The following is a 25,224-nucleotide window of genomic DNA, read 5'->3' as shown; positions in this document are numbered from 1 at the left end:
TTGAATTTGGATACACAAAAGATCTATGAACACGATATCCCAGATGGGTCAAAGCTATATTTTGGCGCTAGCGCTAAGCTTAAAAGAGAGATTGAAGCTAAAGCAGCTGAAATTTTAGAAAAGAATGAATTTAGTGAGATTATCACTCCATATTTTAGCCATCATCAGCGTCAAAGCGTAAAGCCTGAGAATTTAATTCGTTTTGGTGATAAGCAAAATTTAGAGATTGCTCTTCGTAGCGATAGCACAATAGATGTAGTTAGGATTACTACAAAAAGATTAAAAGATAGTGATACTAAAAGGTGGTTTTACATTCAGCCGGTATTTAAACATCCAACTAGTGAAATTTATCAAATCGGTGCTGAGATTTTAGGCGATAGCAGTATTATGCCGTGCATAGATATAGTTAGTGAGATTTTTAGAGAATTTGGTATTAGTGCGCATTTGCAAATTAGCAATATTCAAATTCCAAAAATTATTTGCCAGCTACTAAATTTACCAATTAGCGTATTTGAAAATGGTAGATTAGAAGTAATTTTGGGACTAAATTTACCATGGTTAAACCGCCTAGCAAATATAAAAAGCGATGCTGATATAGATGCGGTTATTGCCATTGCGCCAAGTGAGCTAAAAGAGCCATTAAACTCGATAAAAGGATTAGCTAGTAACTATGATAAACGAATATATGCACCGCTATATTATTCTAAAATGAGATATTATGATAAGCTATTTTTTAGGTTTTTATGCGATAATAGCATTTTAAGTAGTGGTGGAAGCTATGAAATTGATGGAAACATCTCAGCTGGGTTTGCTATATTTAGCGATGCTGTGATAGAGAATTTAAGAAGTAAATAAAGGATTGATATGACAAAAGCAGATTTAATTGTTGGAATTCAGTGGGGTGATGAAGGTAAAGGTAAAATCGTAGATATGCTCTCGCAAAATTATGATTTAGTATGTAGAAGTGGTGGCGGACATAATGCTGGTCATACTATATGGGTAGATGGCGTAAAATATGCGCTTCATTTAGTTCCAAGTGGTATTTTACACCCAAATATTATAAATATAATTGGCAATGGAGTAGTGGTAAATCCTGATGTTTTAATCAAAGAAATGTCACAATTTAAGAATCTAGAAGGAAGATTTTACATTAGTGATAGAGCTCATTTAAATTTAGCCTACCACTCGCTAATTGACCAAGCCAAAGAGAGATTAAAAGGCGATAAGGCTATAGGTACAACTGGTAAAGGTATTGGCCCAGCATATGCTGATAAGATTAGTCGCACAGGGCATAGGGTTGGCGAGCTTTTAAATCCTGAGCTATTAAGTACAAATTTAATGAATGATTTTGAAACTAACAGGGTTTATTTAGATGCTCTTGGTGTGCAAATTCCTAGCAAAGATGAGATCTATCAAGAACTTAAAGGTTTTAAAGAGGCTTTAGCGCCTTATATTGCTGATACTACTCAAATTTTATGGAGAGCAATGAGTGAGAATAAAAAAATTCTCCTTGAAGGCGCTCAAGGAACGCTTCTAGATATCGATCACGGAACATATCCATATGTAACTAGCTCAAATACTATTGCAGCTGGAGCTTGTACTGGGCTTGGACTTAGTCCAAAAAGTATTGGCGATGTGATTGGAATTTTAAAAGCTTATACAACTAGAGTTGGCAATGGAGCATTCCCAACAGAAGATCACGGCGTAGATGGACAAACTATGTGCGAAGTGGGTAAAGAGTACGGCACAACTACCGGTAGAAGACGCAGATGTGGATGGTTAGATGCTGTAGCTGTTAGATATGCCTCAATGCTAAATGGCGTTGATAGCTATGCACTAATGAAGCTTGATGTGCTAGATGGATTTAAAACCATTAAAATTTGTAAAGCTTATGAATATCAAGGAGAGATAATTGATTATATGCCTGCAAATTTAGATGAGGTTACGCCTATTTATGAAGAGCTTGAGGGTTGGGATAGCATTAGTGGAATTAAGCATTATGATGACTTGCCACTAAATGCTAAGAGATATATTAATCGTATTGAGGAGTTAACTGGAGTTAGAGTCAGTATCATCTCAACAAGTCCTGAAAGGAGTGATACAATACTAAGATGAGTAATCAATTTACCCAAATAGTCAAAGTCAAAGAAGAGGAGTTAAATAAGCTTGAAATGAGCCTAGCACGAGCCAAGGCTACATTTCGTGAGCTTACTCGCTCTATAGATGCAATCAATGCCGAGCTTAATATGGGCAAATTTCCCAAAAGAGGCTCATCAATGAAAATTCAAGCCACAATCGAGCAGCAAAAGCTTTTAAGAATGCAAAAAGATAAGATTAAAGAGAAGATTTTGCTTACTCAAAAAGAGATTGTGCATTTTGAATTTCAGTATAAAAAGGCCTATATTGAACTTGAAAAATTTAAATATATGGAGAAAGAAGAGACTCAAAAAGAGTTAAAAAATCTTAGAAAAAAAGAGGCTAAAAATCTAGATGATATGGGAACTATGAGGCACTCATTTTTAAATAAGGATAGGTATTGAAATTTATATATTTTATTATATTTTTGGCTAGTTTGTTGTATGCTACAAGTGAGAATAATGATGAGATTTTAGCCGATAGAGAGGCAAAGATTGCTAAAAATTTAGAATTAATAGATAGCTCGCGCCAAGAGCTAGAGGCTTATAGAGCTGCAACAAATACGCTATTTAATCAACGTGAAGAACAGATTTTAGCTAAAGAAAGAGATCTAAATAAAACCTTAGCGCAGATTTCTCAAAAAGAAGAAAATATTAAAAAAATGCTTGATAAAAATGAGAAAATTTTATCTGAGATCAAGAGCATTACAAATGATAAGATTTTAGCCGTTTATGCTAAGATGAAAGACGGAGCTGCAGCCACCATAATTGCTCAGCTTCCACGTGATGAGGCAGCAAAGGTTTTGCATGCGCTAGATCCAAAGAAGATATCGACAATATTTGCTAAGATGGATCCGCAAATAGCAGCTGAACTTACGCAAATTTTGAAAAATGATGAGCTTTTTAAGGATTTAAATTCAACTAAATAAATTTAATTTATCTTGCTATTTTTAGCTGATTTTATATATTTTTTTGATAAAATTAGTCAAAAATTTATAAAGGTCATTTAAATGCGTATTAAACTTCCACATGCTCCATATATAGCAAGAAAGATTACAACTGATCTCTTAGGCTCTGGTTTTGTTAAATTTAAAAGCGGTACAGAGCCTATAACTGCCGTTGCTCGAGAGATTCTTTGTGTTGATATAAATAAAGAAAGAGCCCTAGAAGAGCGTGTAAAAGAGCTTTTGGAACAAAATGAGAATGAGATCGATTTTATGCAAATTGATCGCAAGAATATGTTTTGGTTGATTAAGAAAAAATTGGCCAAAGAGTTTGGAGTAATGCTCTCATATGATGACCGTTATAGTAGTCTATCGCATGAGATTTTACAAAGATTATGGAGAGAAAATTTAATCGATTATAGCGTTTCAGAAAATAGGGTTAAAAATTTGATCTATGGCGCAATAGAAAGCTATTTAAAACAGTATGAAGCTATCGAAGATAGCGTAGCAGATAGATTAGAAAACTATAAGAAAAAGCTAATACCAGGCACTGAGGAGTATGATTTGATATTTGAAAGACTCTATGAAGAAGAGCTTAGCAAAAGAGGAATGATATAATGAAGGCATATATTTATTTAGAAAATGGTGTTTATTTAGAAGCTAAGGCTTTTGGTAAGGGTGGAAGTGCTTTTGGCGAGCTTGTGTTTAATACATCTTTGACTGGCTATGAAGAGATTATTACAGATCCTAGTTATGCTGGACAGTTTATTGTATTTACTATGCCTGAAATTGGGATTGTAGGTATAAATGATGATGATACAGAAAGTAACAAAATTCACGCAAGTGGCGTATTTATGCGTAATTTTAATGCCAATCCAAGTAATTTTAGATCAACACAAAATATTGAAAAGTTTTTTTACGACCAAGGCAAATTTGGTGTGTATGATATAGATACAAGATATTTAACTAAGATGTTAAGAGATAGTGGAAATTTAAGAGTATATGTCTCAACTGAGATTAGTGATAAAGATGAGCTTAAAAAAGCTTTAGAAAGTAGTGCTAGAATCGATGAGATAAATTATGTAAGTATCGTAAGCACAAAAGAGCCATATATTCACACTGTTTCAAGATGGGAGCATAAAAACCAAGCTTATGGTAGTGTAAATTCAATTGGTAAAAGAGTTGCCGTTATTGATTATGGTGTTAAAAGAAATATATTAAATGAGCTTTGTAGTGTTGGTCTTGAACTTGAAGTATATCCGCATGATGTACAAGGTGAAGTTTTAATTGACAAATTTAATAAAGGTCAAATTCATGGAGTATTTCTAAGTAATGGTCCTGGTGAGCCTAGAATGCTAGTTAATGAGATTGCTCAGATTAAAAAACTAATAGCAGCTAATATTCCGATGTTTGGTATCTGTCTTGGTCATCAGTTGCTTTCAAATGCTTATGGTTATGAGACTTATAAACTTAAATTTGGTCAGCATGGAGCCAATCATCCAGTTCAAAATTTAGAGACAAAAAGTATAGAGATTACAGCGCAAAATCATAACTATAATGTTCCAGAGAATATCTGCGAAGTAGCCACAATTACCCATAGAAATCTTTTTGATAATACTATTGAAGGGGTATGTTATAATAGTGGAAAAGTATTTTCAGTTCAGCATCACCCAGAAGCAAGCAGCGGCCCAAATGAGAGCAAATATATATTTAAGAAATTTATAGAAATTCTATAATGGAGCTTACTACCATCCTTGCTACTATTACACTTGCGGTTGGTTTTAGCCTTTCGCACTGCATTGGTATGTGTGGCGGGTTTGTAGTAGCTTGTGCTGTAAAGCTTAGTCAAAAAGATAGAACAACTAGACTAATTTTATCTTTAGGTTATCATCTTAGTAGGGTTTTAGCTTATGTAATTTTGGGTCTTTTGTTTGGACTTTTTGGCTCAGCAGTTATCTTTAGCGGTGTTAGCAAGGGTTTACTTATATTTTTTGCTGGAGTAGTTTTAATTATTTTGGCTTTTGGCATTTTTAAAAGAGGTAAACTCCTTTCTTGTATTGAAAATCAAAAATTAAGTTCATTGATTATACCATTACTTGGTAAATTTAGACAAAAAAATAGTACTATCTCATTTTTAATCTTAGGATTTTTAAATGGACTTTTACCTTGTGGGGTCGTATATTATTTTTTAGCTATGTCTCTTGGAAGTGGGTCTTTGGTAAATGGGGCGATTATTATGGCTATTTTTGGTCTTAGTACAATTCCGGTAATGATGGGATCGGGATGGATTTTGTCAACTTTGAGTAATAAATTTAAAAATTATATAAATTTAGCTTCATTTTTGATTATGCTTGGGTATGGAATTTATCTTTTATATTTAGGATTCATGGTGTTAAAATGAGATTACAACAATATCAAAGAGCCATTGATGAGAGCAATATCGTATCAAAAACTGATATAAATGGGATTATAACGTTTGTTAATGATGAGTTTTGTAAGATTAGTGGCTATTTAAGAGATGAGTTAATCGGACAATCGCATAATATCGTTCGTCATCCAGATGTGCCAGCTGAGTATTTTAAACGTCTTTGGGAGACGATTTTAAATAAAAAAATTCACAAAGGATTGATTAAAAATAGAACTAAAGATGGCAAAGCTGTTTATCTAAATACTACGATTATCCCGATTTTAGATGATAATAATGAAATTGAGGAATTTGTGGCGATTTGTTATGATATTACTGAGATGATTGAGTTAAATGAAAGGCTTATGAGGGCGCAAAATAATTTGCGTAAGACTAAAAAATTAGTTGAACTAAATAGAGAACTAGAAGAGCGTGTAGCAATTGAGGTGGCTAAAAATGAAGAACAAAGTAAGTTAATGTTTCAGCAAAGCCGCCTAGCTAATATGGGTGAAATGCTGGCTAATATTTCACATCAGTGGCGTCAACCTTTAAATGAATTAAGTATAAATTTATATAAACTCAAACAAAGCACTAAAGAGCCAAGCTCACAATTTATTGAGATTTATGAGCATTCAAAGGCTGTGATTAAAGGAATGAGTAGTATTATTGATAACTTTAGAAATTTTTTTACTAATAATGGTGATGATGAAAGATTTTCTCTTAAAGATGCTGCTCAAGATGCGATTTTAATGCTAGAGAATACTTTTAAAAATGCATCTATAAAACTCGAGATAGATATAGATGATAACATCTATATAGTAGGGCGTCAAAATGAGATGGCTCAGATATTTATAAATCTATTTTTAAATTCAAAAGATGCTTTTTTTCAGCATAATATAAAAGATAAGAGAGTAAATGTAAGAGCATATATTCAAAATGATACAAATCAACAGATCAAATATGCTATAATCACGATTTTTGATAATGCTGGTGGGATAGAAGATAGTGTGAGTGATAAGTTATTTGATCCATATTTTACTACCAAGCATCCAAATGTAGGAACAGGTTTGGGGTTATATATTGTTAGGAGAATTGTGAGCAAATTACAAGGTCAAATTAGTGTAAGCAACCTTGAAAATGGCGCTTGCTTTGAAATTAAAATACCATTAAACGGAGATAATGATGAATGATATACTAAAAAACCTAACTGTTTTGTTTGTCGAAGATGAGGAGAAAATAAGAACTTCAATAGCTAATATCATGGAGGATGTTTTTAAAAAGGTAATTGTAGCTGGAAATGGCGATGAAGGGCTAAAAAAATTTAAAAAATACAACCCAGATTTAGTACTTACAGATATAGTAATGCCTATAATGGATGGTTTAGAGATGGCTAAAGAGATTAAGTGCATATCTAGATTTACACCTGTTATGGTGCTAAGTGCCTTTAGCCAAAAGGAGAGATTGCTAAGTGCGATTGATGTAGGAATTGATAAATATTTAATTAAACCAATTGATATCGAAGAGTTATTTGATGCTATTTGTAAGCTTGCTAAAGAGAAAATTGGTGTAGCATCTGAAATAGAGATTGGAAATGGATTTAAATTTAATAAAACCAAAAGAGTTCTAATAAATAGTGCTGGTGAGGAGATTGGGCTGACTAAAAAAGAGCTAGCATTTGTAGCGATTTTAGCTCAAAGGATTGATACATTAGTCTTACATGAAGAGATTAAACAAAGCGTCTGGACAGGAGAGAAGGTAAGTGATGCAGCTATTAGAACCTTTATAAAAAGAATTCGTGATAAAGTTGGAGCGAATTTAATTAAGAATATCCCAGGTCTTGGCTATAAAATCACTACCAAAGATGAGTAAATTTGTAAAATTACTCTAAAATTTTCAAATTATCGGAGTTGCTTTAAAGTATGGTAACTCCATACTTTTATACTCTTTTTAAAATCTTTTAAATTAATTTTTGATATTTTTTCATTATTTTAAGTTAATTTATATTTTATTTACCATATAATTAAAAGTATTTTTTTCAAAAAGATAACAAACTTTACAGGAGGACTTTTAATGCAGCCAAGTAATGCATTGAACTACGACTATACAGTCGCTAAGTACTTCATGTTTACCACTATTATTTTTGGTATAGTTGGTATGGGTATTGGTACTTTGATAGCCTTTCAAATGGCTTACCCAGACCTTAACTATCTAGCTGGTGAATATGGAACATTTAGCCGTCTTAGACCACTTCACACAAACGGTGTGATTTACGGATTTATGTTGTCAGGTATTTTTGCTACCTGGTATTATATTGGACAAAGAGTGCTTAAAGTATCTATGAGCGAATCTAAATTTCTAATGTTCATAGGTAAGCTTCACTTCTGGCTATATGTATTGGTTATAGCTTTAGCTGTTGTAACTCTTTTTGCTGGTGTTTCTACATCTAAAGAGTACGCAGAGCTTGAGTGGCCAATTGATATTATAGTTGTTGTTGTGTGGGTTTTATGGGGTGTTAGTATATTTGGATTAATTGGAATCCGCCGTGAAAAAACTCTATATATCTCATTATGGTACTATATAGCTACATTCCTTGGCGTGGCTATGCTATATCTATTTAATAATATGGAAGTACCTACTCGTCTAGTATCTGGTATGGGTAGTTGGATCCACTCTGTATCTATGTATGCAGGTACAAATGATGCGCTAGTTCAATGGTGGTTTGGACACAATGCGGTTGCGTTTGTATTTACAGTTGCAATTATTGCTCAAATTTATTACTTCTTACCAAAAGAGAGTGGTCAGCCAATCTTTTCATATAAGTTATCTCTATTCTCATTTTGGGGTTTAATGTTTGTATATCTTTGGGCTGGTGGTCACCACCTTATTTACTCTACTGTTCCAGATTGGATGCAGACTATGGGATCTATATTCTCTATAGTTCTTATCTTGCCTAGTTGGGGTTCTGCTATCAATATGCTTTTAACAATGAAAGGCGAATGGGGACAATTAAGAGATAATCCACTAATTAAATTTATGGTTTTAGCCTCTACATTCTATATGTTCTCTACTTTAGAAGGACCAATTCTTTCAATAAAATCAGTAAATGCTCTAGCGCACTTTACAGATTGGATTCCTGGACATGTCCATGATGGTACTTTAGGCTGGGTTGGATTTATGACTATGGCTGCACTATACCATATGACTCCACGGGTCTTTAAGCGTGAATTATATAGCAAATCTCTAATGGAAGCACAATTTTGGATCCAAACTACAGGTATCGTACTATACTTTGCATCTATGTGGATCGCTGGTATCACACAAGGTATGATGTGGAGAGCTACAGATGAATATGGTAACCTTGCTTATTCATTTATAGATACAGTTACTGTTTTAGTGCCTTATTATTGGATTAGAGCTATCGGTGGTTTATTATATCTAATCGGTTTCTTTATGTTTGCTTACAATATTATGAAATCTATCTCATCAAGTAAGCCTATAGATCGTGAGCCAGTAAGTGCTTCACCAATGGCTGCGTAAGGAGGGATGTATGTTTAGTTGGTTAGAGAAAAATCCATTCTTTTTTGCGGTATTTGTGTTTATCTTTATAGCATATGCTGGTATTGTTGAAATTTTGCCAGATTTTGCTGATCGTGCTAGACCTGTAGAGCACAAAAAACCATATACAGTATTACAATTAGCTGGTCGCCATGTATATATATCTGATAGCTGTAATGCGTGCCACTCTCAGCTAATTCGACCATTTAAATCTGAAACAGATAGATATGGTATGTATTCAGTAAGTGGTGAATTTGCTTATGATAGACCATTTTTATGGGGATCAAAAAGAACCGGTCCAGATCTAGCTAGAATTGGTAATTATAGAAGTGTTGACTGGCATGAAAATCATATGAAAGATCCAGTAAGCGTAGTTCCAGGATCTATTATGCCTGCTTATGCTCATATGTTTAATAAAAATGCAGACATAGAGACTGCTTATGCTGAAGCTGTTACAGTTAAAAAAGTATTTAATGTTCCTTATGATGTAGAAGGAATGCCAAAGCTAGGTAGCTGGGAAGAGGCTCAAGCAGAGGTAAGAGCAGAAGCGGAGGCTATCGTAAGCCAGATGAAAGATCAAGATGTAAAAGATGCATTTGCTAGAGGCGAAATCCGCCAAATAGTTGCATTGATTGCATATTTAAATAGCTTAAAATAAGGTTTGTTATGAGTGTAGAGACTATGAGAGAGATTCAAGCTTATGGCTTTTATATAATGTTAATAGCTATGGTAGTTATACTATATAGCTATTGGTTTCATCTAAAAAAATCAGAAAAAACTGGTAGAAGAGATTATGAAAAATACTCAAATTTAGCCTTGAATGATGATTTGCAAGATGAAATTCTTGAGAGTGTCTCTACTTCTAGCAAAGATACTAATAGGAGCGTTAAAAAATGAAATGGTTTAATCTAGAAGACAGTGTAAATTCGCTTTCTATTCTTGGTGCTATAGCCATCGTATTGTTGACATTAGTTGTCGTAGGTAGGCTATTTAAACTGATGAAAGTGAAAAAAGAGGGCGGTGAGCTAAGTGAGCATAACTGGGATGGAATTGGTGAATATAAAAATCCGCTTCCATTTGGTTGGGCTGTTGTATTTGTTCTTACTATAGTATGGGCAATTTGGTATTTTCTAGCTGGATATCCTTTAAATTCATATTCACAAATTGGTGAGTATAATGAAGAGGTCAAAAAATATAACGCAAGCTTCCAAGCTAAATTCCAAAATGCTACTCAAGATGAGTTAAAAGCAATTGGCGAGCAAGTATTTTTGGTTCAATGTGCCTCATGTCATGGAATCACAGGTGATGGTATTAATGGTAAAGCAGCTAACCTAATAGAGTGGGGTAGCGAAAAAGGAATTTATGATGTTATCATCAAAGGTTCAAAAGGCTTAGGATACCCGCTTGGCGATATGTTAAGTGCAGCTGATAATGGTATTGATGAAGCTACTGCTAAGGCACTAGCAGCATTTACTGCTAAAGAGATATCAGCTATTAAATCCACAGTAAATGAAGACTTAGTAGAAGCTGGTCGTGCAGCGTGGGCTACTTGTGCGGCTTGCCATGGTGAAGATGGCAAAGGTATGGATGGAATGGCTCCAGATCTTACTAAATATGGCTCAAGTGATTTTGTAGTAGAGGTTTTAGCTCGTGGCAAAACAGGGGATATTGGCCATATGCCTAAATTTACTGGCACAGGACTTATTAATCCTACTCAAGAAAAAGCTGTTGGCGAATATATAATTTCGCTTTCAAAAGGAGAATAATATGGAAAACACAAATAGATCTGTATTTTCATTAAGCGGAGTTACTGGTATGCTGATTGCTACTGCTCTTTTGCTATCTATATTAGTTGTGCTTACATATCTAGGTATAGTGGCTCAGCAAGATGTAATGCAAAAGCCATATAAACTAGTAAATCCTACATCTGTAGAGATGAAAAGTAGTGTTGAAAAAGCTGCTGAAGTTATGGTAATTAAGGAGTAAATATGTCTAATCTATTAGAATCATTGATTGTAATTGGACTTGTGATTGCTGCGGCTATAACTGCTTGGTCAGTGCTTACACCAAATAGTCTTTTCATCGGATGAGAGTATTTAATATTCTTAAAAGCGGCTTTATTGCCGCTTTGCTTAATATATGTGCGTATGGAGCTGTAATTGATAATGCTAATATTATCAGTGAGGCTGTGGAGATTAAGCTAAATTCAATCGGTAAAGAACTTAAGAGCAAAACTGGAGTTAGTCTAGATCTATTGACTGCGGAGAATATAAAAGGGATAAATTTAAAAGATATAGCTAGTTCTCATATTAAAACACTTCAAGCACCATATGTTGTTTTAGCTATTATTCCTAAGGATTTTTCTAGCAAGGCTGGTCAGCTTGATATATTTGCTTCAAATGATGCTTTAATGCTTTTTGATAAAGAGGCAGTATTAAGCCCATTTCCACAAACTGGTTCAATAATTCCACTATTAACACAAAATAAAGGTAAAGATATCTATAATTCCTCTATGCTAAATGGTTATGCTGATATAGCCGATCAAATAGCAGCTAGCAAAAATATTATTTTAGAAAATTCAATAGGCTCACAAAATAGAGATACTATAAATATCTTTAGATACTTAATATATGGTTCAATTATTCTTGTGATTATTGTTTTAATTTTTCGTAAATTTAATAAGGGTTAATAATGCAAAATCGTAAAACATTTTGGCCATACGGAATTGTAATCTCTATATTTGCCATAGTATGTTCATGTGCTTACACTATATATTATTCGCTTGATTATCCTGTGCATATGGATGATTATTACTTTGATAAATATCAAAAAGTTGATAATAATTTTAATGAAATTCAAGCGGCTCAAGCAAATTTTAATCGTGAATTTGCCTTTGATACAACTCCGCAAATTGAGCTAAACACCAAGATATTGCCAAATGAAATTCAAAAACTTCGCAAAGGTAAAACTGCTACAATAGTCCCATTAAATCAAAACTTTAATATCAAATTTGATACAAATGCTACTAAATATAGCTCTAAGATATTGCTAACTCGTCCAGATAGCAGTGAATTTGATAGAGAGCTAAATGGGCAAAATATTAATGGCAAGTTGGCTATAAATGATCTAAATTTAACCAAAGCAGGTAGATGGCAGATTAAGGCCAAGATTATAGTTGATGATAATAAAACTGGATTTTATCAAGTAGAGTTATATGCAAAATAGATCGCTTTTTGTCTTTAGTACTTCTAGGAATGTGCGGGATTTTTATGCTAGTAAGCTAAGTTTAAATTCGCTTCTACCAAAGGCTATTAGTACGGCTGAGTTTTTTGAAGAGGTTACATATGTGCCAAATAAACGCCGTGCTAGTGATACTGAGTGCTTGCTGCATATGCGTAATGCTGTAGCTAGAGTAGAGAATATCTCCAAAATTTTAAATATAAAAAATGAATTTCTAATTTTTCTTAAAAATTCGCACTATTTATTCTCATTTTTTAAGGAGCTTAGCCGAGAAAAGTGTACCGTAACTAATTTAAGTAGTGCTGATACTTATGCTAGCTATGATGAACATTTAACAATTTTAGATAATTTAGGGAAAATTTATAAAGATAGTCTAAATTCATCAAATATATACGATGATATTACACTTAGTGAATGTTATGAAATAAACTCAAATTTTATTAGCAATTTTGATAGGATTGAGTTTAGGCTTGATGGGATTTTAACCTCATTAGAGTGGGAGATTTTAACCAAAATCGCTAAGCAAACTCAGTTGATTTTAAGTGTAGATTGTAGTAAATTTAACCAAAAAACGATAGAAAAGATAAAAAATTTTACAAATTTAAATTTCAAAACCAGCCATAACTATAAGCTAAATTTAAGCGATAAATCCATAGAAAGCAAGACTAGACTAAACCAAAACCCAAATATAAATATTATGGGATTTTCTCTTCGTAGCTTACAAGCGGCTTTTGTTTTTGATGAGATATCAAATATGATAAGAGATGGGATAAAACCGCAAAATATCGCTGTTATACTACCTGATGAGAGCTTTGCAGAGGTATTGCAAAATCTAGATGAAAATAATATGCTAAATTATGCTATGGGTAAAAGCCTACGCAATGATCCAATTTGTATATTTTTACACTCTTTAAAAGAAGCTATTATTCAAGAGCTTGATTATAAATTTAACCCAAATTATATAAAAGAGACACCAAGTCTAAATCAAATACTTGCTACGCTAAATAGTTTTAATTTATCAACCCAAATTTATAATCATATTAAAGAAATATTTTATTCAAAAGTGAGTTTTGAAAGCTTTGAGAGCGTTATGAAGTTGCTACTAAGTGATATCAAAAAAAGCACTGAAATTGCTGAGTTTATAGAAACTGAGCTTTTTAATATTAAAAATCTTTTAAGAGAGATTGAACTTAAATTTAGTGAACTTCTTGAGCTATTTTTGTTAAATTTTGCCAATAAAAAAGAGAGTATGACTGGTGGTGGATTAGTTACTGTAATGGGTGTTTTAGAGAGTCGTTCTAGAGTTTATGATGGTGTTGTGATAGTGGATTTTAATGACTCATTTGTTCCAAAAAGAAGCCAAAAAGAGATGTTTCTAAGCTCAGTAGTGAGAAAAAATGCCGGTCTAATCAGCCATAGCGATAGGGAGAATTTACAGAGATTTTACTACGAAAGCTTGATAAATAGAGCCAAAAGGGTATCTATCAGCTATGTTGAAAATGATGAGAATATCATATCTAGATTTATTAAGGATTTTGAGGGCGTTAAAAAGATTGAAATTTCGCAAATTTCATATGAAAACGCCTTGCGTCAAGGCGGAATCGCTATTGATTTGACGCCTAGGGATATTGTAGAAACTCACGATTTTTTTGCTTGGCCTCTCTCATTTACTCGCTTAGATACCTATCTTAAATGTAAAAGGCGGTATTATTATAAATATATCAAAAATATTGAAGAATCTAGATTTGATGATAGGGATGCGCTAGATTTTGGTAATTTGATACATGAAGCCTTAGAAGAGTATTTCACCCAATCGAAATATAAATTTGATAAAAGCGAGTTTTTACAGATATATAACAAATATCAAAAAGAGAGCACGCTAAAAAGCGAGATTTTTAAGCTAAAACTTGATGAGTTCGCATCTAGTCAAAATAGCCATTTCAAAGATGGATTTAGCGTTAGCAAATGTGAGATGGAAATTGAAGCTGAGTTTGATGGTATTCCTATCAAAGGCAAGATTGATAGAGTAGATATCAATGGCGAAAAGATTTGGCTTATTGATTATAAGAGCGGAAAAGCAGATGAAAAGTCCTTACAGCTAGCATTTTATGAGCTTTTATATCAAGCGAAATTTAATAAAACCGCCAAGGGGTATTTCTACTCATTTGATGATAATAAATTTACCAATAGCAAAGCCGACATTGATAAATTAATCGAAGTTTTAGATGAGTTAAAAAAGGAAAATAATACCCAAATTGAATTTTATCAAGATACAAAACATTGCGATATATGCCCGTATAAATCTCTATGTTTAAGGGGATTAAGATGAAATTTGAAAATTATTTATGCTTAGAAGCGAGTGCGGGAAGTGGCAAGACATTTGCTCTATCAGTTCGCTATATCGCTCTATTATTAAAAGGCAATCATCCAAGAAAAATTCTAGCCCTAACATTCACAAACAAAGCCGCAAACGAGATGAAGCACAGGATCACAGATACATTTTGTAATCTAGATTCAAGCAAGTATGATGGCGAGCGAAATGCTATTTGCGAGCTTTTGGGTAAATCAGAAGAAGAAGTTTTGGCGCTTAGAGATAAATTTATGGCTGATTTTTTATCAAGTGAGTTAAAGATATCTACATTTGACTCCTTTTTTGCTACGATTCTTAGGCAGTTTAGCTTAAATTTAGGTCTTATGCCAGATTTTAACTCTCTTAATGATAATAGCATTGATGTTAAAAATGAGTTTAAAAGGCTCTTAAACTCAAATTCAATGATAAGCAAAGTAGCAAAATATCTATATTATACAAATAGCAAAGAAAATGCCCTTTTTGAAAAGCTTGCTCTACTCTCACAAAATAAATTTGATAAATTCGACGCCCCACTCTCAAGCACTAAAAACGCAATGGATAGATATAATGAGTTATGTGATGTGGCATTGAAATTGAGTAGCGATGGTAATTATGTGAAGAATTTTAATAAAAATTTAAGCTTAAACGAGATAGTTGAAAAAGCGGTTGTAAAAGATATAGATAAAAAATATTTTGATAAAGTAAGAGACAACGCCGAATTTAACGCCGCTAGAGATGAGTTTATAAGTGCTCTAAAAGAGTATTACCTAGCTCTTGAGAAGTATGAAATATCTCAAATTTCATATTTTGTGGATCTCTATAAAAAGGCAATTGCTAATGTAAATCGCCGTGAAAATAGCCTAAGTTTTGCCGATATCACAAATTGGGTTAATGAGCTTCTAACTAACAAAAACAATCAAAATATCGATATGCTATATTTTCGCCTTGATGCTAAGATTAGGCATATTTTGATCGATGAGTTTCAAGATACTGATATCAAGCAATATGAGATATTAAAACCACTCATAGATGAAAGTCTCTCTGGCGAAGGTCAAAGTGGCGTTGGGAGCTTTTTTTATGTTGGTGATATAAAGCAGAGTATTTATAGATTTCGTGGGGGTCAAAGTGAGCTGTTTAATAAGCTCAAAGAGGATTTTTCACAGATAAAAGCTCAAAGCCTAGATAAAAATTATCGCAGTGATACAGAGATAGTAAAATATGTAAATGAGATATTTCAAAAGAAATATCCACACTACATAGATCAAATTCCAAATAGTAAAGATGATGGCTATGTGAGGGTTGTTAAATTTGATAGAGAAAAGTATTTAGAGGCGATTTATGATAGCATAAAAAAACTCGAAGATAACCGCATAGAACATAAAGATATGGCGATACTATGCTGGAAAAATAGCGATATTTATAATATCAAAGATTTTTTAGAAAAAAAGGGCTTAGAAGTATCTACCCAAACTACAAATAATCTTATCAAAAGTGCCAATGTAGCGGCGGTGGTGGCATTTTTGAAATACTCTATTTTTGGTGATGAGATATATCTAAACGCCCAATATGAGATAACCAAAACCAAAAAAGCCAAACTAGAGTTAAAAAGCGATGCTAGTGTAGCTCAAACTCTAAAATTCATCGCTAAATACCTTGAGCTTGAGCCTTGCGATGTTGATTTATTGAAACTATATGAGATTAGTAGCAGATATAGCGATATATATGACTTTACTTTCAATATCGATAACGACCAGACAACTAGCGCTAAAAATAGCCAAAAAGGCATAACGATAATGACCGTTCATAAGAGCAAAGGGCTACAGTTTGAGCATGTCATCGTGCTTGATTATATAGGCAAAGAAAATAGCCAAAAAGATAAATTTTTAATGGAGTATAATCTAAAGACAGATAGCTGGGATATAAGGTTAGCTAATAAGGTGTTTGAGTATTTGGGCGATGAGAATTATATCCAGCTTCAAGATAGACAAAAAGAGCTTGATAGAAAAGAGGTTATAAATAAAACTTATGTAGCATTAACCAGGGCTAAACATAGCTTAATAATCTTAGCCAAAGATAATCCAAATGGCAACAATATCTCATATTTTACTGAGTATGAATCAAATGGCAAAACGGTAGAATATCTAAATTTAAAAGAATACAAATCAGGAATTATCAAACCAAATAGCGACAAAAAGCAAGAGTCCAAGCTGCAAATAACCGATCTTAAACCATTTGAAAAGGTTGCGCCACAAGAGATTTTAACCAGTGATAAGCCAAAAGAGAGCTTAAATTTAGATTCTATTTACTTTGGCAAGGCGCTGCATTATTATCTTGAGAGCATTGATTTTGCTGATTTTAACTCACTTAAAATCGCTCAAAATTGCTTGTATAATAAATTTGGAGCATTTATCGACCAAGATGGCCTAAAGGATATTAAAGCTAGAGTTGATAGGCTTTTAAATAACCCGCAATTTTTAGAAATTATAAAAGATAAAAGATTATATCAAGAGCAAGATATCGGATTTAATGGGGCGTTAAAACGCATCGATTTATTATGCGTAAATAGCGATGAAATCGAGATAATAGACTACAAAACCTCTCTTAAAAATAGCGATGAGCATAAAGAGCAAGTCAGAGAATATCTAGATATTTTATCTCAAATTTATCCACAAAAAAGCGTAAAAGCGAGTATTATTTATATATTAAATGATGAAATTCGAATTTCAAAGCTCTAATATAAAAATTTTCTTAAATTCAGCTATTTTTAAACTAGTCTCGCTATAATTTCACTCCTAAATTAATTATATAAAAGGCAAGATTATGACAAAGATAACAAAGCCAAATGAAGTAAAGCGTGATTGGATCGTTCTTGATGCTTCTGGAAAGAGATTTGGTAGATTGCTAACTGAAGCTGCTACACTACTTCGTGGCAAACATAAGCCAGGATTTAGCCCAAATGTTGATTGCGGAGATTATGTAATCATCATCAATGCTAGTAAGGCAGAATTCACAGGTGCGAATAAAGCTGAAGAGAAACTTTATCACAGACATTCAGGCTATTTTGGTAGCGTAAAAAGCGAAAAATTTGGTGATTTACTAGCTAATAAACCTGAAAAACTTTATAAATTAGCAGTCCGTGGTATGTTACCTAAGACAAAATTAGGCAAAGAGATGCTTAAAAAATTAAAAATCTATGCTGGTAGTGAGCATCCGCACACTGCACAAATAGCTAAAGAAGGAAAATAATAATGGCAACAACATACGCAACAGGTAAGAGAAAAACAGCAGTTGCTAAAGTTTGGGTAAAACCAGGTAGCGGCAAAATCACAGTAAATGGTATGGATTTAAATACTTGGCTTGGCGGACACGAAGCTATAAAGCTTAAAGTAGTTCAACCATTATTAGTAACAAAACAAGAAACTTCTATGGATATCACAGCCACGACTTTAGGTGGTGGGTATTCGGCTCAAGCAGAGGCTTTAAGACACGGAATTTCAAGAGCTTTGGCTTCTATTGATGCAACATTTAGAGCAGCTCTTAAACCACAAGGCCTTCTAACTCGTGATAGCCGTGTTGTAGAGCGTAAAAAATATGGCCGCAGAAAAGCAAGAAGAAGTCCGCAATTCTCAAAAAGATAATATCTCATATTTCCAAAGGCCTTTTGGCTTTTGGAGCTTTTTTAAATTTAATTTTGTTTATTTAGCAAAAATTTATAATAAATTTTTATTAAGTTAAGATTGATTACATATAATTCCGATGTCCAACAGATAAACCTCCTTTTTGTAATAGTTTCGGAGTTGCAATCCAACTCCGATACCACATTTTATTACTTTTCTTAAACTTTCATAAATCACGAAAAAGCCATAAATCGCATTATAAAATAAATTAAGTTTTCTGATAATTTAATTTTGGTTATTTTCACCCAAAAGAGTAATCAAATCTTTATAAATCTCAAACATTCAAAATCACAAAATTTATATTGTTTTAAAGCGATTTAATGTATTATTCCTAAATTAATCATTACATTTAATCACACTTTTTAAGGAATTAAAATGAAAAAAATCATTTTAGCATTATGTGCGGCGTCAGCGATATTTGCAAGCGATAGATATGAATTAACTATAGTTGGTGGATATGCTCACCCAGAAGGCACTCAAGGTATTGATGACCAAAAGCTAATTGGTCTAAGATTGGGTAGAAATTTAGATCTATCTTGGCTTAGTCAAATTGAGCTTGGCTTTGATTACACTCCTAAGGCTACATTTGAAGACAAAAATGGCAAAGAAATTGGCTATGATACAAGAATTGCTAGATACTATTTAAATTTAGTAAAAGATTTTGCTTTAACTGATAGATTTTCTGTTTATGCCTTGGCCGGTGCTGGATATCAAGATCTAAGTAAAGAGGCAAATGATGCTAATGATGATGGATTTGGTCAAGCTGGTTTGGGGGTTAAATTTAAAGTAGTGGATAATTTTGCTATCAAATTAGAAGCAAGAGATGCTATTAACTTCAAAGAAGGAGATAGCACATTTTTATATACTTTAGGTTTTGCTAGTAGCTTTGGTGCTACCAAAAAATCCGAGCCTACCATAACCCAAGAAGCCCCTATCGCTTCACAAGTAGTAGATGGCGATGATGATAATGATGGAGTGTTAAATAGCAAAGATAGATGCCCTAATACCCCAGCAGGTGCCGTGGTGGATGAAAATGGCTGTCAAAAATTAATTAGATTAAATTTACATGCTAATTTCGCAAGTGATAGCGCAACTTTAAGCCCAAAATTTGTAGCTAAAATAGAAGAAGTTGCTAAAGTTTTAAATATGAATAGTGAGTATAAAGTTGTATTAGAAGGCCACACAGATTCTACAGGTTCAGAAAAATATAACCAAATTTTATCAGAAAAAAGAGCCAAAGCAGTAGCAGATGTGCTTATAAATATGGGTGTAAGCAAAGATAGAATCCAAACAATAGGCTATGGTGAGTTATCTCCAATCGCTACAAACAAAACCAAAGATGGTAGAGCACAAAATCGCCGTGTTGATGCTAAATTTAGTAATTAATTATGCAGATAATCACCGATTTTGATTATACGGCTATATTGGCACTTTGTGCTAAATATAGCCTTAGAGTTATATTTTCACTACTTATATTTTTTATTGGCAAGTGGATTGTTTGGCGAATTTGCCTTATTATAGAAAGAGTCATACAAAAAGCCAAAATAGATAAATTAATAGCCAGTTTTATTATAAATTCATCCAAAACAATATTTTTGATAATTGTCATTGTAGCAGCATTAGCAAATCTTGGTATCGATACGACCTCATTTGTAGCGATGCTTGGCGCCATAGGGCTTGGTATCGGTATGGCCTTTAAAGATTCATTTGGCAATATCGGAGCTGGGATTTTGATTCTATTTTTTAGGCCATTTAGAATAGGGGATAATATCGATATTGGCGGATATAACGGCGTAGCGAGTGAGTTAAATTTGTTTAGTATATGTCTAATAACTGGCGATGGCAAAAGCGTCATTATCCCAAATAAACAGGTCATAAATAGCAAAATTATAAATTTCTCACTAACACCAACAAGGCGAGTTGAGCTACTTTTTAGCGTGGATTATAAAGATGATTTAAGATTAGCTAAGGATATAATCTTAAATATTGCAAATCAAAATGAGTTAATTCTAAAAGAGCCTGCACCTAGCGTATTAGTAAGCGCTCTTGGGGCTCACAGCATTGATATATTAGCTAGATTTTGGGTGCTTAATGAAAATTATAGCACTACGCAGTCAGCTATGCTAGAAGGCGTTAAAATGGCATTTGATGAAGCTGGGATTAGTATCCCATATCCGCAACTTGTAACGCATCATATATATGAGAAAGAGAGCGAAGATGATGAATAAGCCTACTATTTTATTTGATCTTGATGGGACGCTTATTGACTCTACTGAAGCTATCGTAAATGGATTTTATAAGGCTTTTAGAAGTCATAATCTCACCGAGCCTACAAAGGCTCAAATTTGCTCATTAGTGGGACATCCTTTGGAGTATATGTTTGGCTCACTTGGAGTTAAAGAGCATTTGATAGCTGATTTTATCGCTATTTACAAAGATGATTATAGACAAAACTACCTATCACAAACCACTCTTTTACCCGGTGGATTTGAAGCAGTGAGCAGGGCTAGTGAATTTGCGAATTTAGGAGTAGTAACCACAAAAACCTCTTTGTATTCTAAAAATTTGCTTGAGAATTTAGGAATTTTAAAATATTTTAGCGTTGTTATAGGGCGAGATGATGTAACCCATCCAAAGCCAAATCCCGAGCCGATTCTAAAGGCTTTAGAAGTGATTGGCAAGAGCCCAAAAAGCTATATGATAGGCGATACCCCAATGGATGCTAAAGCAGCTAAGAGTGCTGGTATTTTCAGTATTGGCGTAACTTGCGGATATGAGAGTAGGGAGAATTTAGAGTCAATCTGTGATTATGTCTGCTTAGATACTTTAAGCGCTGTAGAGTATATCAAGATATCTAATTCATAAAATTTATTGATTTTTTGTTTAAACTTATAAATTAGCTAAAAAAATTTGGCTAATTTTTTATAATTAATTATATATTAATTTTATGGAAAAATCATATTTTGAGCTATGTATTATTTATATAACTGATAATTTATATAAAAATAAATTTATAGTTAACTTATTTTTTAAGTTTTTATAATATAATTGCTAACTTTAAGTTAAAAATAATTAAACTAATATAAGTCTTAAATTTTTATTCCTTAAATATAAAAATTTAGCTTAGAAAGGAATCAAATGAGTAAAATTATGAAAACCATGGATGGCAATGAAGCAGCAGCTTACGCCTCTTATGCTTTTACAGAAGTTGCTGGGATATATCCTATTACGCCTAGTTCACCTATGGCAGACTATGTGGATATATGGGCAAGTGAAGGCAAGAAAAATCTCTTTGGAATGCCTGTTAAAGTAGTCGAGATGCAAAGCGAAGCCGGTGCGGCCGGTACAGTACATGGTAGCCTTCAAGCTGGAGCATTAACTACTACATTTACAGCAGCTCAAGGGCTATTGCTTAAAATTCCAAATATGTATAAAATCGCAGGCCAAATGCTACCAGGCGTGATCCATGTCGCAGCTAGATCTTTGGCGGCTCAAGCCTTATCAATTTTTGGCGATCATCAAGATATATACGCTTGTAGGCAGACTGGATTTGCTATGCTTGCTACTGGATCAGTCCAAGAAGTTATGGATCTAGCCGGGGTAGCTCACCTTAGTGCGATTAAAGGTAGGGTGCCGTTTTTACACTTTTTTGATGGATTTAGAACTAGCCATGAAATTCAAAAAATCGAAGTGATGGATTATAGTGTATTTGATAGATTACTTGATAAAGAGGCAGTTGAAGAGTTTAGACGAACATCTATGAATCCTGAAAATCCAAAAATCAGAGGAACGGCTCAAAATGATGATATATATTTTCAAACTAGGGAGCTAACCAACAAATTCTACGATGCTATCCCTGATATTGTGGCTGATTATATGAGTGAGATATCTAAGGTTACAGGCAGAAATTACGCACCATTTGTATATTATGGCGCCAAAGATGCCACTAGAGTGATTGTAGCGATGGGTTCAGTTACTCAAACGCTTGAAGAGGTTGTAGATTATCTAAATTCCAAAGGCGAAAAAGTAGGCGTGCTAAAAGTCCATCTATATAGACCATTTAGTATTAAATATATGTTTGATGTGATGCCTAAATCGGTAGAAAAAATAGCCGTTTTAGACCGCACTAAAGAGCCAGGAAGCCTTGGTGAGCCGCTATATTTAGATATCAAATCCGCATATTATGGCAAAGAGAATGCCCCGATTATAGTAGGTGGAAGATATGGCCTAAGCTCAAAAGATGTCGATCCAGCTCAAATGTTAGCAGTATATGAAAATTTAAATTCACCTACACCTAAAGATGGATTTACAGTTGGTATAGTAGATGATGTCTCATTTACTTCACTAGCAGTAGGAGATAAAATTTCACTAAGTGATGAAGATTGTATAGAGTGTTTATTTTATGGGCTTGGAGCTGATGGTACGGTTGGAGCAAACAAAAACTCAATCAAAATTATCGGCGATAAAACAGATCTATATGCTCAAGCATATTTTGCTTACGATAGCAAAAAATCAGGCGGCTATACTAGAAGCCATCTAAGATTTGGCAAAAATCCTATCCGCTCTACATATCTAGTATCAAATCCGCATTTTATAGCCTGTTCTGTGGCGGCGTATTTGGATATTTATGATGTTGTAGATGGCTTAAGAGATGGGGGGACATTTTTGTTAAATTCCATTTGGGATGCTCAAAAAACAATAGAGAAAATCCCAAATAGAGTTAAACGCATTTTAGCGCAAAAAAATGCGAATTTCTATATACTAAATGCTACAAAATTAGCCTATGAAATAGGTCTAGGAAATCGCACAAATACCATTATGCAATCGGCATTTTTCAAGCTTTCAGGTATCATTGACTATGAAGAAGCACGAAAATATATGAAAGAATACGCCTACAAAACTTATCACAAAAAAGGCGATAAAATTGTAGAGATGAACTACAGAGCCATCGATGAGGGTGCTAGTGAGTTAGTCAAAATAGATATTGATCCAAGCTGGGTAAATTTAAGCGATGATATAAAAGAGGATAAATATAAAGGTAGTGATTTTGTAGAAAATATCGCTAAACCTATGAATGCTGCTCGTGGGGATTATTTGCCTGTTTCAGCCTTTGTAGGTTATGAAGATGGCTCTTTTGAGTCGGGGACTACTGAATTTGAAAAGCGTGGCGTAGGCGTGATGGTACCAAAATGGATAGAGGAGAATTGTATCCAGTGTAATCAATGTGCTTTTGTATGCCCGCATGCTGTTATTAGGCCGTTTTTGATAGATGAAAATGAGATGGCAAATGCCCCACAAGGTGTCAAAGATAGAGCGATCAACGCCAAAGGCAAAGAGCTAACAGGATTAAAATATAAAATTCAAGTAAGCCCATTAGATTGCACCGGTTGTGAATTATGCGCTCATGAGTGTCCAAGCAAAGAAAAATCCCTAGTAATGGTGCCACTAAATGGCGAAATAGAAAAAGGCGAACAAGAAAACGCAGATTATCTATTTAAAAAAGTTGTCTATAAAGATGATTTAATGAACAAACAAAGCGTCAAAGGCTCTGGCTTTGCTCAACCTTTATTTGAATTTCACGGCGCATGTCCAGGATGCGGTGAAACACCATATATCACTCTAGTTACAAGGCTATTTGGCGAGCAATTAATGATAGCTAATGCGACTGGTTGTAGCTCTATTTATGGTGGGTCAGCACCATCATCACCATATAGAAAATCTAATAAAACAGGCAACGGCGTAGCATGGGCGAATTCGCTATTTGAAGATAATGCTGAATTTGGTATGGGTATGGAGATAGCTATGCAAACTATCCGCAATAGAGTAGAGAGCATAATGCTAAATACCAAAGACAAAGCCCCAAATGCTATAGCAGCGCTATATAATGACTGGTTAGCTAATAAAAATGATAGAATAGCTACCCAAAATATTAGAGATACCTTAGTCCCACTACTTGAAGCAAATTCAAATTTCGAAGGGGCAAAAGAGCTTTTAAGCCTTAAACAATACATAGCCAAAAAATCACAATGGATTATTGGAGGCGATGGCTGGGCTTATGATATCGGATATGGCGGTTTGGATCATGTATTAGCAAGTGGTGAAAATGTCAATGTTTTAGTCCTTGATACAGAGGTTTATTCAAACACAGGCGGCCAAAGCTCAAAATCTAGCCGAAGTGGCTCAGTAGCACAATTTAGCGCTAGCGGTAAAGCAGTCCAAAAGAAAGATCTAGGCCAAATTTCAATGACTTATGGCAATATCTTTGTAGCCCAAATTAATCTAAATGCTAGTCAAGCAAATGTGATAAAAGCTATCACCGCAGCCGAAGAATATGATGGCCCAAGCCTTATAATAGCCTATTCTCCATGTATAGCTCATGGTATCAAAGGTGGCCTTACTATGTCAGGAGAGCAAGCGGAGTTAGCCACAGCTTGTGGATATTGGCCTACATATATCTATGATCCAAGTCTATTAGCTCAAGGCAAAAATCCGCTTAAAATCACATCCAAAGAGCCTAATTGGGATAGATATGAAGAGTTTTTATTAAACGAAGTTCGTTATAACTCGCTTAAAAAGATCAATCCTAGTCATGCAGATGAGCTATTTGCTAAAAACCTAAACGACGCTAAGCGACGATATAGACAATTAAAACGCTTAGCCGCAGCTGATTATAGCGATGAGTTAAATTAAATTTATAATTTAATCACTAAGGCCTACTCATAATTTTTATGAGTAGGCAAATTTATTTTTTAATTATTTTTTAACATTATCTATAAACCAAAAACTATCAAATTCACTCTTATCCCATAGCCAACTCATTAACCTCCCCAAAACCCACAAATTTAATCACACCCCCATAATATTTTAATATCTCATCCAATCCAATCTAAATCCACTCTAAAAATTATAAAATCACTTA

At 33.8% G+C, this 25,224-nt stretch carries 25 protein-coding genes; all 25 read left to right on the top strand.

The window, feature by feature from the left end; translation table 11 throughout:
* Positions 1–6 precede the first annotated feature (6 nt).
* Positions 7–855, top strand: coding sequence for an ATP phosphoribosyltransferase regulatory subunit (locus tag CIGNP85_RS03685; protein WP_434780852.1), 849 nt, complete (start codon positions 7–9; stop codon positions 853–855).
* 9 nt (positions 856–864) lie between these two features.
* Complete coding sequence (locus tag CIGNP85_RS03680; RefSeq protein ID WP_086287043.1) at positions 865–2,115, top strand: adenylosuccinate synthase; 1,251 nt, start codon at positions 865–867, stop codon at positions 2,113–2,115.
* Positions 2,112–2,540 (top strand): flagellar FliJ family protein, encoded by a 429-nt coding sequence (locus CIGNP85_RS03675; protein WP_086227315.1) that lies wholly within the window; start codon positions 2,112–2,114, stop codon positions 2,538–2,540. The genes CIGNP85_RS03680 and CIGNP85_RS03675 overlap by 4 nt, the downstream gene beginning before the upstream one ends.
* Positions 2,537–3,064, top strand: coding sequence for a MotE family protein (locus CIGNP85_RS03670; protein WP_086227314.1), 528 nt, complete (start codon positions 2,537–2,539; stop codon positions 3,062–3,064). Before CIGNP85_RS03675 ends, CIGNP85_RS03670 begins: the two co-directional genes overlap by 4 nt.
* A gap of 81 nt (positions 3,065–3,145) precedes the next feature.
* Positions 3,146–3,697, top strand: a complete 552-nt coding sequence (locus CIGNP85_RS03665; protein ID WP_086225479.1) for a DUF507 family protein — start codon at positions 3,146–3,148, stop codon at positions 3,695–3,697.
* Positions 3,697–4,815, top strand: a complete 1,119-nt coding sequence (carA, locus tag CIGNP85_RS03660; protein ID WP_086287041.1) for a glutamine-hydrolyzing carbamoyl-phosphate synthase small subunit — start codon at positions 3,697–3,699, stop codon at positions 4,813–4,815. The genes CIGNP85_RS03665 and carA overlap by 1 nt, the downstream gene beginning before the upstream one ends.
* Positions 4,815–5,480, top strand: a complete 666-nt coding sequence (locus CIGNP85_RS03655) for a sulfite exporter TauE/SafE family protein (protein WP_086225477.1) — start codon at positions 4,815–4,817, stop codon at positions 5,478–5,480. Before carA ends, CIGNP85_RS03655 begins: the two co-directional genes overlap by 1 nt.
* Positions 5,477–6,673 (top strand): PAS domain-containing sensor histidine kinase, encoded by a 1,197-nt coding sequence (locus CIGNP85_RS03650; RefSeq protein WP_236845591.1) that lies wholly within the window; start codon positions 5,477–5,479, stop codon positions 6,671–6,673. The genes CIGNP85_RS03655 and CIGNP85_RS03650 overlap by 4 nt, the downstream gene beginning before the upstream one ends.
* Entirely contained in the window at positions 6,666–7,352 is a 687-nt protein-coding gene (locus CIGNP85_RS03645) for a response regulator transcription factor (RefSeq protein ID WP_086240840.1), read from the top strand. The genes CIGNP85_RS03650 and CIGNP85_RS03645 overlap by 8 nt, the downstream gene beginning before the upstream one ends.
* Before the next feature lie 201 nt (positions 7,353–7,553).
* Complete coding sequence (gene ccoN, locus CIGNP85_RS03640; RefSeq protein WP_086287037.1) at positions 7,554–9,020, top strand: cytochrome-c oxidase, cbb3-type subunit I; 1,467 nt, start codon at positions 7,554–7,556, stop codon at positions 9,018–9,020.
* Between the two features lie 10 nt (positions 9,021–9,030).
* A complete protein-coding gene (ccoO, locus tag CIGNP85_RS03635; RefSeq protein ID WP_086235015.1) occupies positions 9,031–9,696 on the top strand; it encodes a cytochrome-c oxidase, cbb3-type subunit II in 666 nt (221 codons plus the stop codon).
* Positions 9,697–9,704: 8 nt separating this feature from the next.
* On the top strand, positions 9,705–9,935 hold the full coding sequence (locus CIGNP85_RS03630) for a cytochrome c oxidase, cbb3-type, CcoQ subunit (RefSeq protein WP_086225472.1): 231 nt from the start codon (positions 9,705–9,707) through the stop codon (positions 9,933–9,935).
* The gene (locus CIGNP85_RS03625; RefSeq protein ID WP_086227308.1) at positions 9,932–10,804 is read left to right on the top strand and encodes a cbb3-type cytochrome c oxidase N-terminal domain-containing protein; all 873 of its coding nucleotides are present in this window, start codon (positions 9,932–9,934) and stop codon (positions 10,802–10,804) included. The genes CIGNP85_RS03630 and CIGNP85_RS03625 overlap by 4 nt, the downstream gene beginning before the upstream one ends.
* A gap of 1 nt (position 10,805) precedes the next feature.
* Entirely contained in the window at positions 10,806–11,024 is a 219-nt protein-coding gene (locus tag CIGNP85_RS03620; RefSeq protein ID WP_086228781.1) for a DUF4006 family protein, read from the top strand.
* A gap of 2 nt (positions 11,025–11,026) precedes the next feature.
* On the top strand, positions 11,027–11,128 hold the full coding sequence (locus CIGNP85_RS03615; RefSeq protein ID WP_086227307.1) for a hypothetical protein: 102 nt from the start codon (positions 11,027–11,029) through the stop codon (positions 11,126–11,128).
* Positions 11,125–11,727: a hypothetical protein gene (locus CIGNP85_RS03610; RefSeq protein WP_179187007.1), complete on the top strand. Its 603-nt coding sequence runs from the start codon at positions 11,125–11,127 to the stop codon at positions 11,725–11,727. Before CIGNP85_RS03615 ends, CIGNP85_RS03610 begins: the two co-directional genes overlap by 4 nt.
* 2 nt (positions 11,728–11,729) lie before the next feature.
* Positions 11,730–12,263: a hypothetical protein gene (locus CIGNP85_RS03605; protein ID WP_086227306.1), complete on the top strand. Its 534-nt coding sequence runs from the start codon at positions 11,730–11,732 to the stop codon at positions 12,261–12,263.
* On the top strand, positions 12,253–14,607 hold the full coding sequence (locus CIGNP85_RS03600) for a PD-(D/E)XK nuclease family protein (RefSeq protein WP_086287034.1): 2,355 nt from the start codon (positions 12,253–12,255) through the stop codon (positions 14,605–14,607). Before CIGNP85_RS03605 ends, CIGNP85_RS03600 begins: the two co-directional genes overlap by 11 nt.
* Positions 14,604–17,363 (top strand): RecB-like helicase, encoded by a 2,760-nt coding sequence (locus CIGNP85_RS03595; RefSeq protein WP_179187363.1) that lies wholly within the window; start codon positions 14,604–14,606, stop codon positions 17,361–17,363. The genes CIGNP85_RS03600 and CIGNP85_RS03595 overlap by 4 nt, the downstream gene beginning before the upstream one ends.
* Positions 17,364–17,448: 85 nt before the next feature.
* Positions 17,449–17,874: a 50S ribosomal protein L13 gene (gene rplM, locus CIGNP85_RS03590; protein ID WP_063998780.1), complete on the top strand. Its 426-nt coding sequence runs from the start codon at positions 17,449–17,451 to the stop codon at positions 17,872–17,874.
* A 2-nt stretch (positions 17,875–17,876) separates the two neighbouring features.
* A complete protein-coding gene (rpsI, locus tag CIGNP85_RS03585; protein ID WP_086225465.1) occupies positions 17,877–18,266 on the top strand; it encodes a 30S ribosomal protein S9 in 390 nt (129 codons plus the stop codon).
* 414 nt (positions 18,267–18,680) lie between these two features.
* Positions 18,681–19,691 (top strand): OmpA family protein, encoded by a 1,011-nt coding sequence (locus CIGNP85_RS03580; protein ID WP_086287030.1) that lies wholly within the window; start codon positions 18,681–18,683, stop codon positions 19,689–19,691.
* A gap of 2 nt (positions 19,692–19,693) precedes the next feature.
* A complete protein-coding gene (locus tag CIGNP85_RS03575; RefSeq protein WP_086229852.1) occupies positions 19,694–20,533 on the top strand; it encodes a mechanosensitive ion channel family protein in 840 nt (279 codons plus the stop codon).
* Positions 20,505–21,170, top strand: coding sequence for an HAD family hydrolase (locus CIGNP85_RS03570; RefSeq protein WP_236845590.1), 666 nt, complete (start codon positions 20,505–20,507; stop codon positions 21,168–21,170). The genes CIGNP85_RS03575 and CIGNP85_RS03570 overlap by 29 nt, the downstream gene beginning before the upstream one ends.
* A gap of 273 nt (positions 21,171–21,443) precedes the next feature.
* The gene (gene nifJ, locus CIGNP85_RS03565; RefSeq protein ID WP_086287029.1) at positions 21,444–24,995 is read left to right on the top strand and encodes a pyruvate:ferredoxin (flavodoxin) oxidoreductase; all 3,552 of its coding nucleotides are present in this window, start codon (positions 21,444–21,446) and stop codon (positions 24,993–24,995) included.
* Positions 24,996–25,224 lie beyond the last annotated feature (229 nt).

The organism is Campylobacter sp. P0085 (assembly GCF_002139495.1).
Taxonomy (GTDB): domain Bacteria; phylum Campylobacterota; class Campylobacteria; order Campylobacterales; family Campylobacteraceae; genus Campylobacter; species Campylobacter devanensis.
The sequence above is the reverse complement of the archived record's forward strand: the minus strand, read 5'-3'. Positions and strand labels throughout refer to the sequence as shown.

Bases quoted from the DNA above. Each gene is read 5' to 3' on its own strand.
- nifJ (WP_086287029.1), top strand. From the start codon at position 21,444: ATGAGTAAAATTATGAAAACCATGGATGGCAATGAAGCAGCAGCTTAC.
- CIGNP85_RS03595 (WP_179187363.1), top strand. From the start codon at position 14,604: ATGAAATTTGAAAATTATTTATGCTTAGAAGCGAGTGCGGGAAGTGGC.
- CIGNP85_RS03580 (WP_086287030.1), top strand. From the start codon at position 18,681: ATGAAAAAAATCATTTTAGCATTATGTGCGGCGTCAGCGATATTTGCA.
- CIGNP85_RS03610 (WP_179187007.1), top strand. From the start codon at position 11,125: ATGAGAGTATTTAATATTCTTAAAAGCGGCTTTATTGCCGCTTTGCTT.
- CIGNP85_RS03680 (WP_086287043.1), top strand. From the start codon at position 865: ATGACAAAAGCAGATTTAATTGTTGGAATTCAGTGGGGTGATGAAGGT.
- CIGNP85_RS03625 (WP_086227308.1), top strand. From the start codon at position 9,932: ATGAAATGGTTTAATCTAGAAGACAGTGTAAATTCGCTTTCTATTCTT.
- CIGNP85_RS03620 (WP_086228781.1), top strand. From the start codon at position 10,806: ATGGAAAACACAAATAGATCTGTATTTTCATTAAGCGGAGTTACTGGT.
- CIGNP85_RS03615 (WP_086227307.1), top strand. From the start codon at position 11,027: ATGTCTAATCTATTAGAATCATTGATTGTAATTGGACTTGTGATTGCT.
- CIGNP85_RS03675 (WP_086227315.1), top strand. From the start codon at position 2,112: ATGAGTAATCAATTTACCCAAATAGTCAAAGTCAAAGAAGAGGAGTTA.
- ccoN (WP_086287037.1), top strand. From the start codon at position 7,554: ATGCAGCCAAGTAATGCATTGAACTACGACTATACAGTCGCTAAGTAC.
- CIGNP85_RS03645 (WP_086240840.1), top strand. From the start codon at position 6,666: ATGAATGATATACTAAAAAACCTAACTGTTTTGTTTGTCGAAGATGAG.
- rplM (WP_063998780.1), top strand. From the start codon at position 17,449: ATGACAAAGATAACAAAGCCAAATGAAGTAAAGCGTGATTGGATCGTT.
- CIGNP85_RS03575 (WP_086229852.1), top strand. From the start codon at position 19,694: ATGCAGATAATCACCGATTTTGATTATACGGCTATATTGGCACTTTGT.
- CIGNP85_RS03570 (WP_236845590.1), top strand. From the start codon at position 20,505: ATGAGAAAGAGAGCGAAGATGATGAATAAGCCTACTATTTTATTTGAT.
- CIGNP85_RS03655 (WP_086225477.1), top strand. From the start codon at position 4,815: ATGGAGCTTACTACCATCCTTGCTACTATTACACTTGCGGTTGGTTTT.
- ccoO (WP_086235015.1), top strand. From the start codon at position 9,031: ATGTTTAGTTGGTTAGAGAAAAATCCATTCTTTTTTGCGGTATTTGTG.
- CIGNP85_RS03630 (WP_086225472.1), top strand. From the start codon at position 9,705: ATGAGTGTAGAGACTATGAGAGAGATTCAAGCTTATGGCTTTTATATA.
- carA (WP_086287041.1), top strand. From the start codon at position 3,697: ATGAAGGCATATATTTATTTAGAAAATGGTGTTTATTTAGAAGCTAAG.
- CIGNP85_RS03665 (WP_086225479.1), top strand. From the start codon at position 3,146: ATGCGTATTAAACTTCCACATGCTCCATATATAGCAAGAAAGATTACA.
- CIGNP85_RS03650 (WP_236845591.1), top strand. From the start codon at position 5,477: ATGAGATTACAACAATATCAAAGAGCCATTGATGAGAGCAATATCGTA.
- rpsI (WP_086225465.1), top strand. From the start codon at position 17,877: ATGGCAACAACATACGCAACAGGTAAGAGAAAAACAGCAGTTGCTAAA.
- CIGNP85_RS03600 (WP_086287034.1), top strand. From the start codon at position 12,253: ATGCAAAATAGATCGCTTTTTGTCTTTAGTACTTCTAGGAATGTGCGG.
- CIGNP85_RS03605 (WP_086227306.1), top strand. From the start codon at position 11,730: ATGCAAAATCGTAAAACATTTTGGCCATACGGAATTGTAATCTCTATA.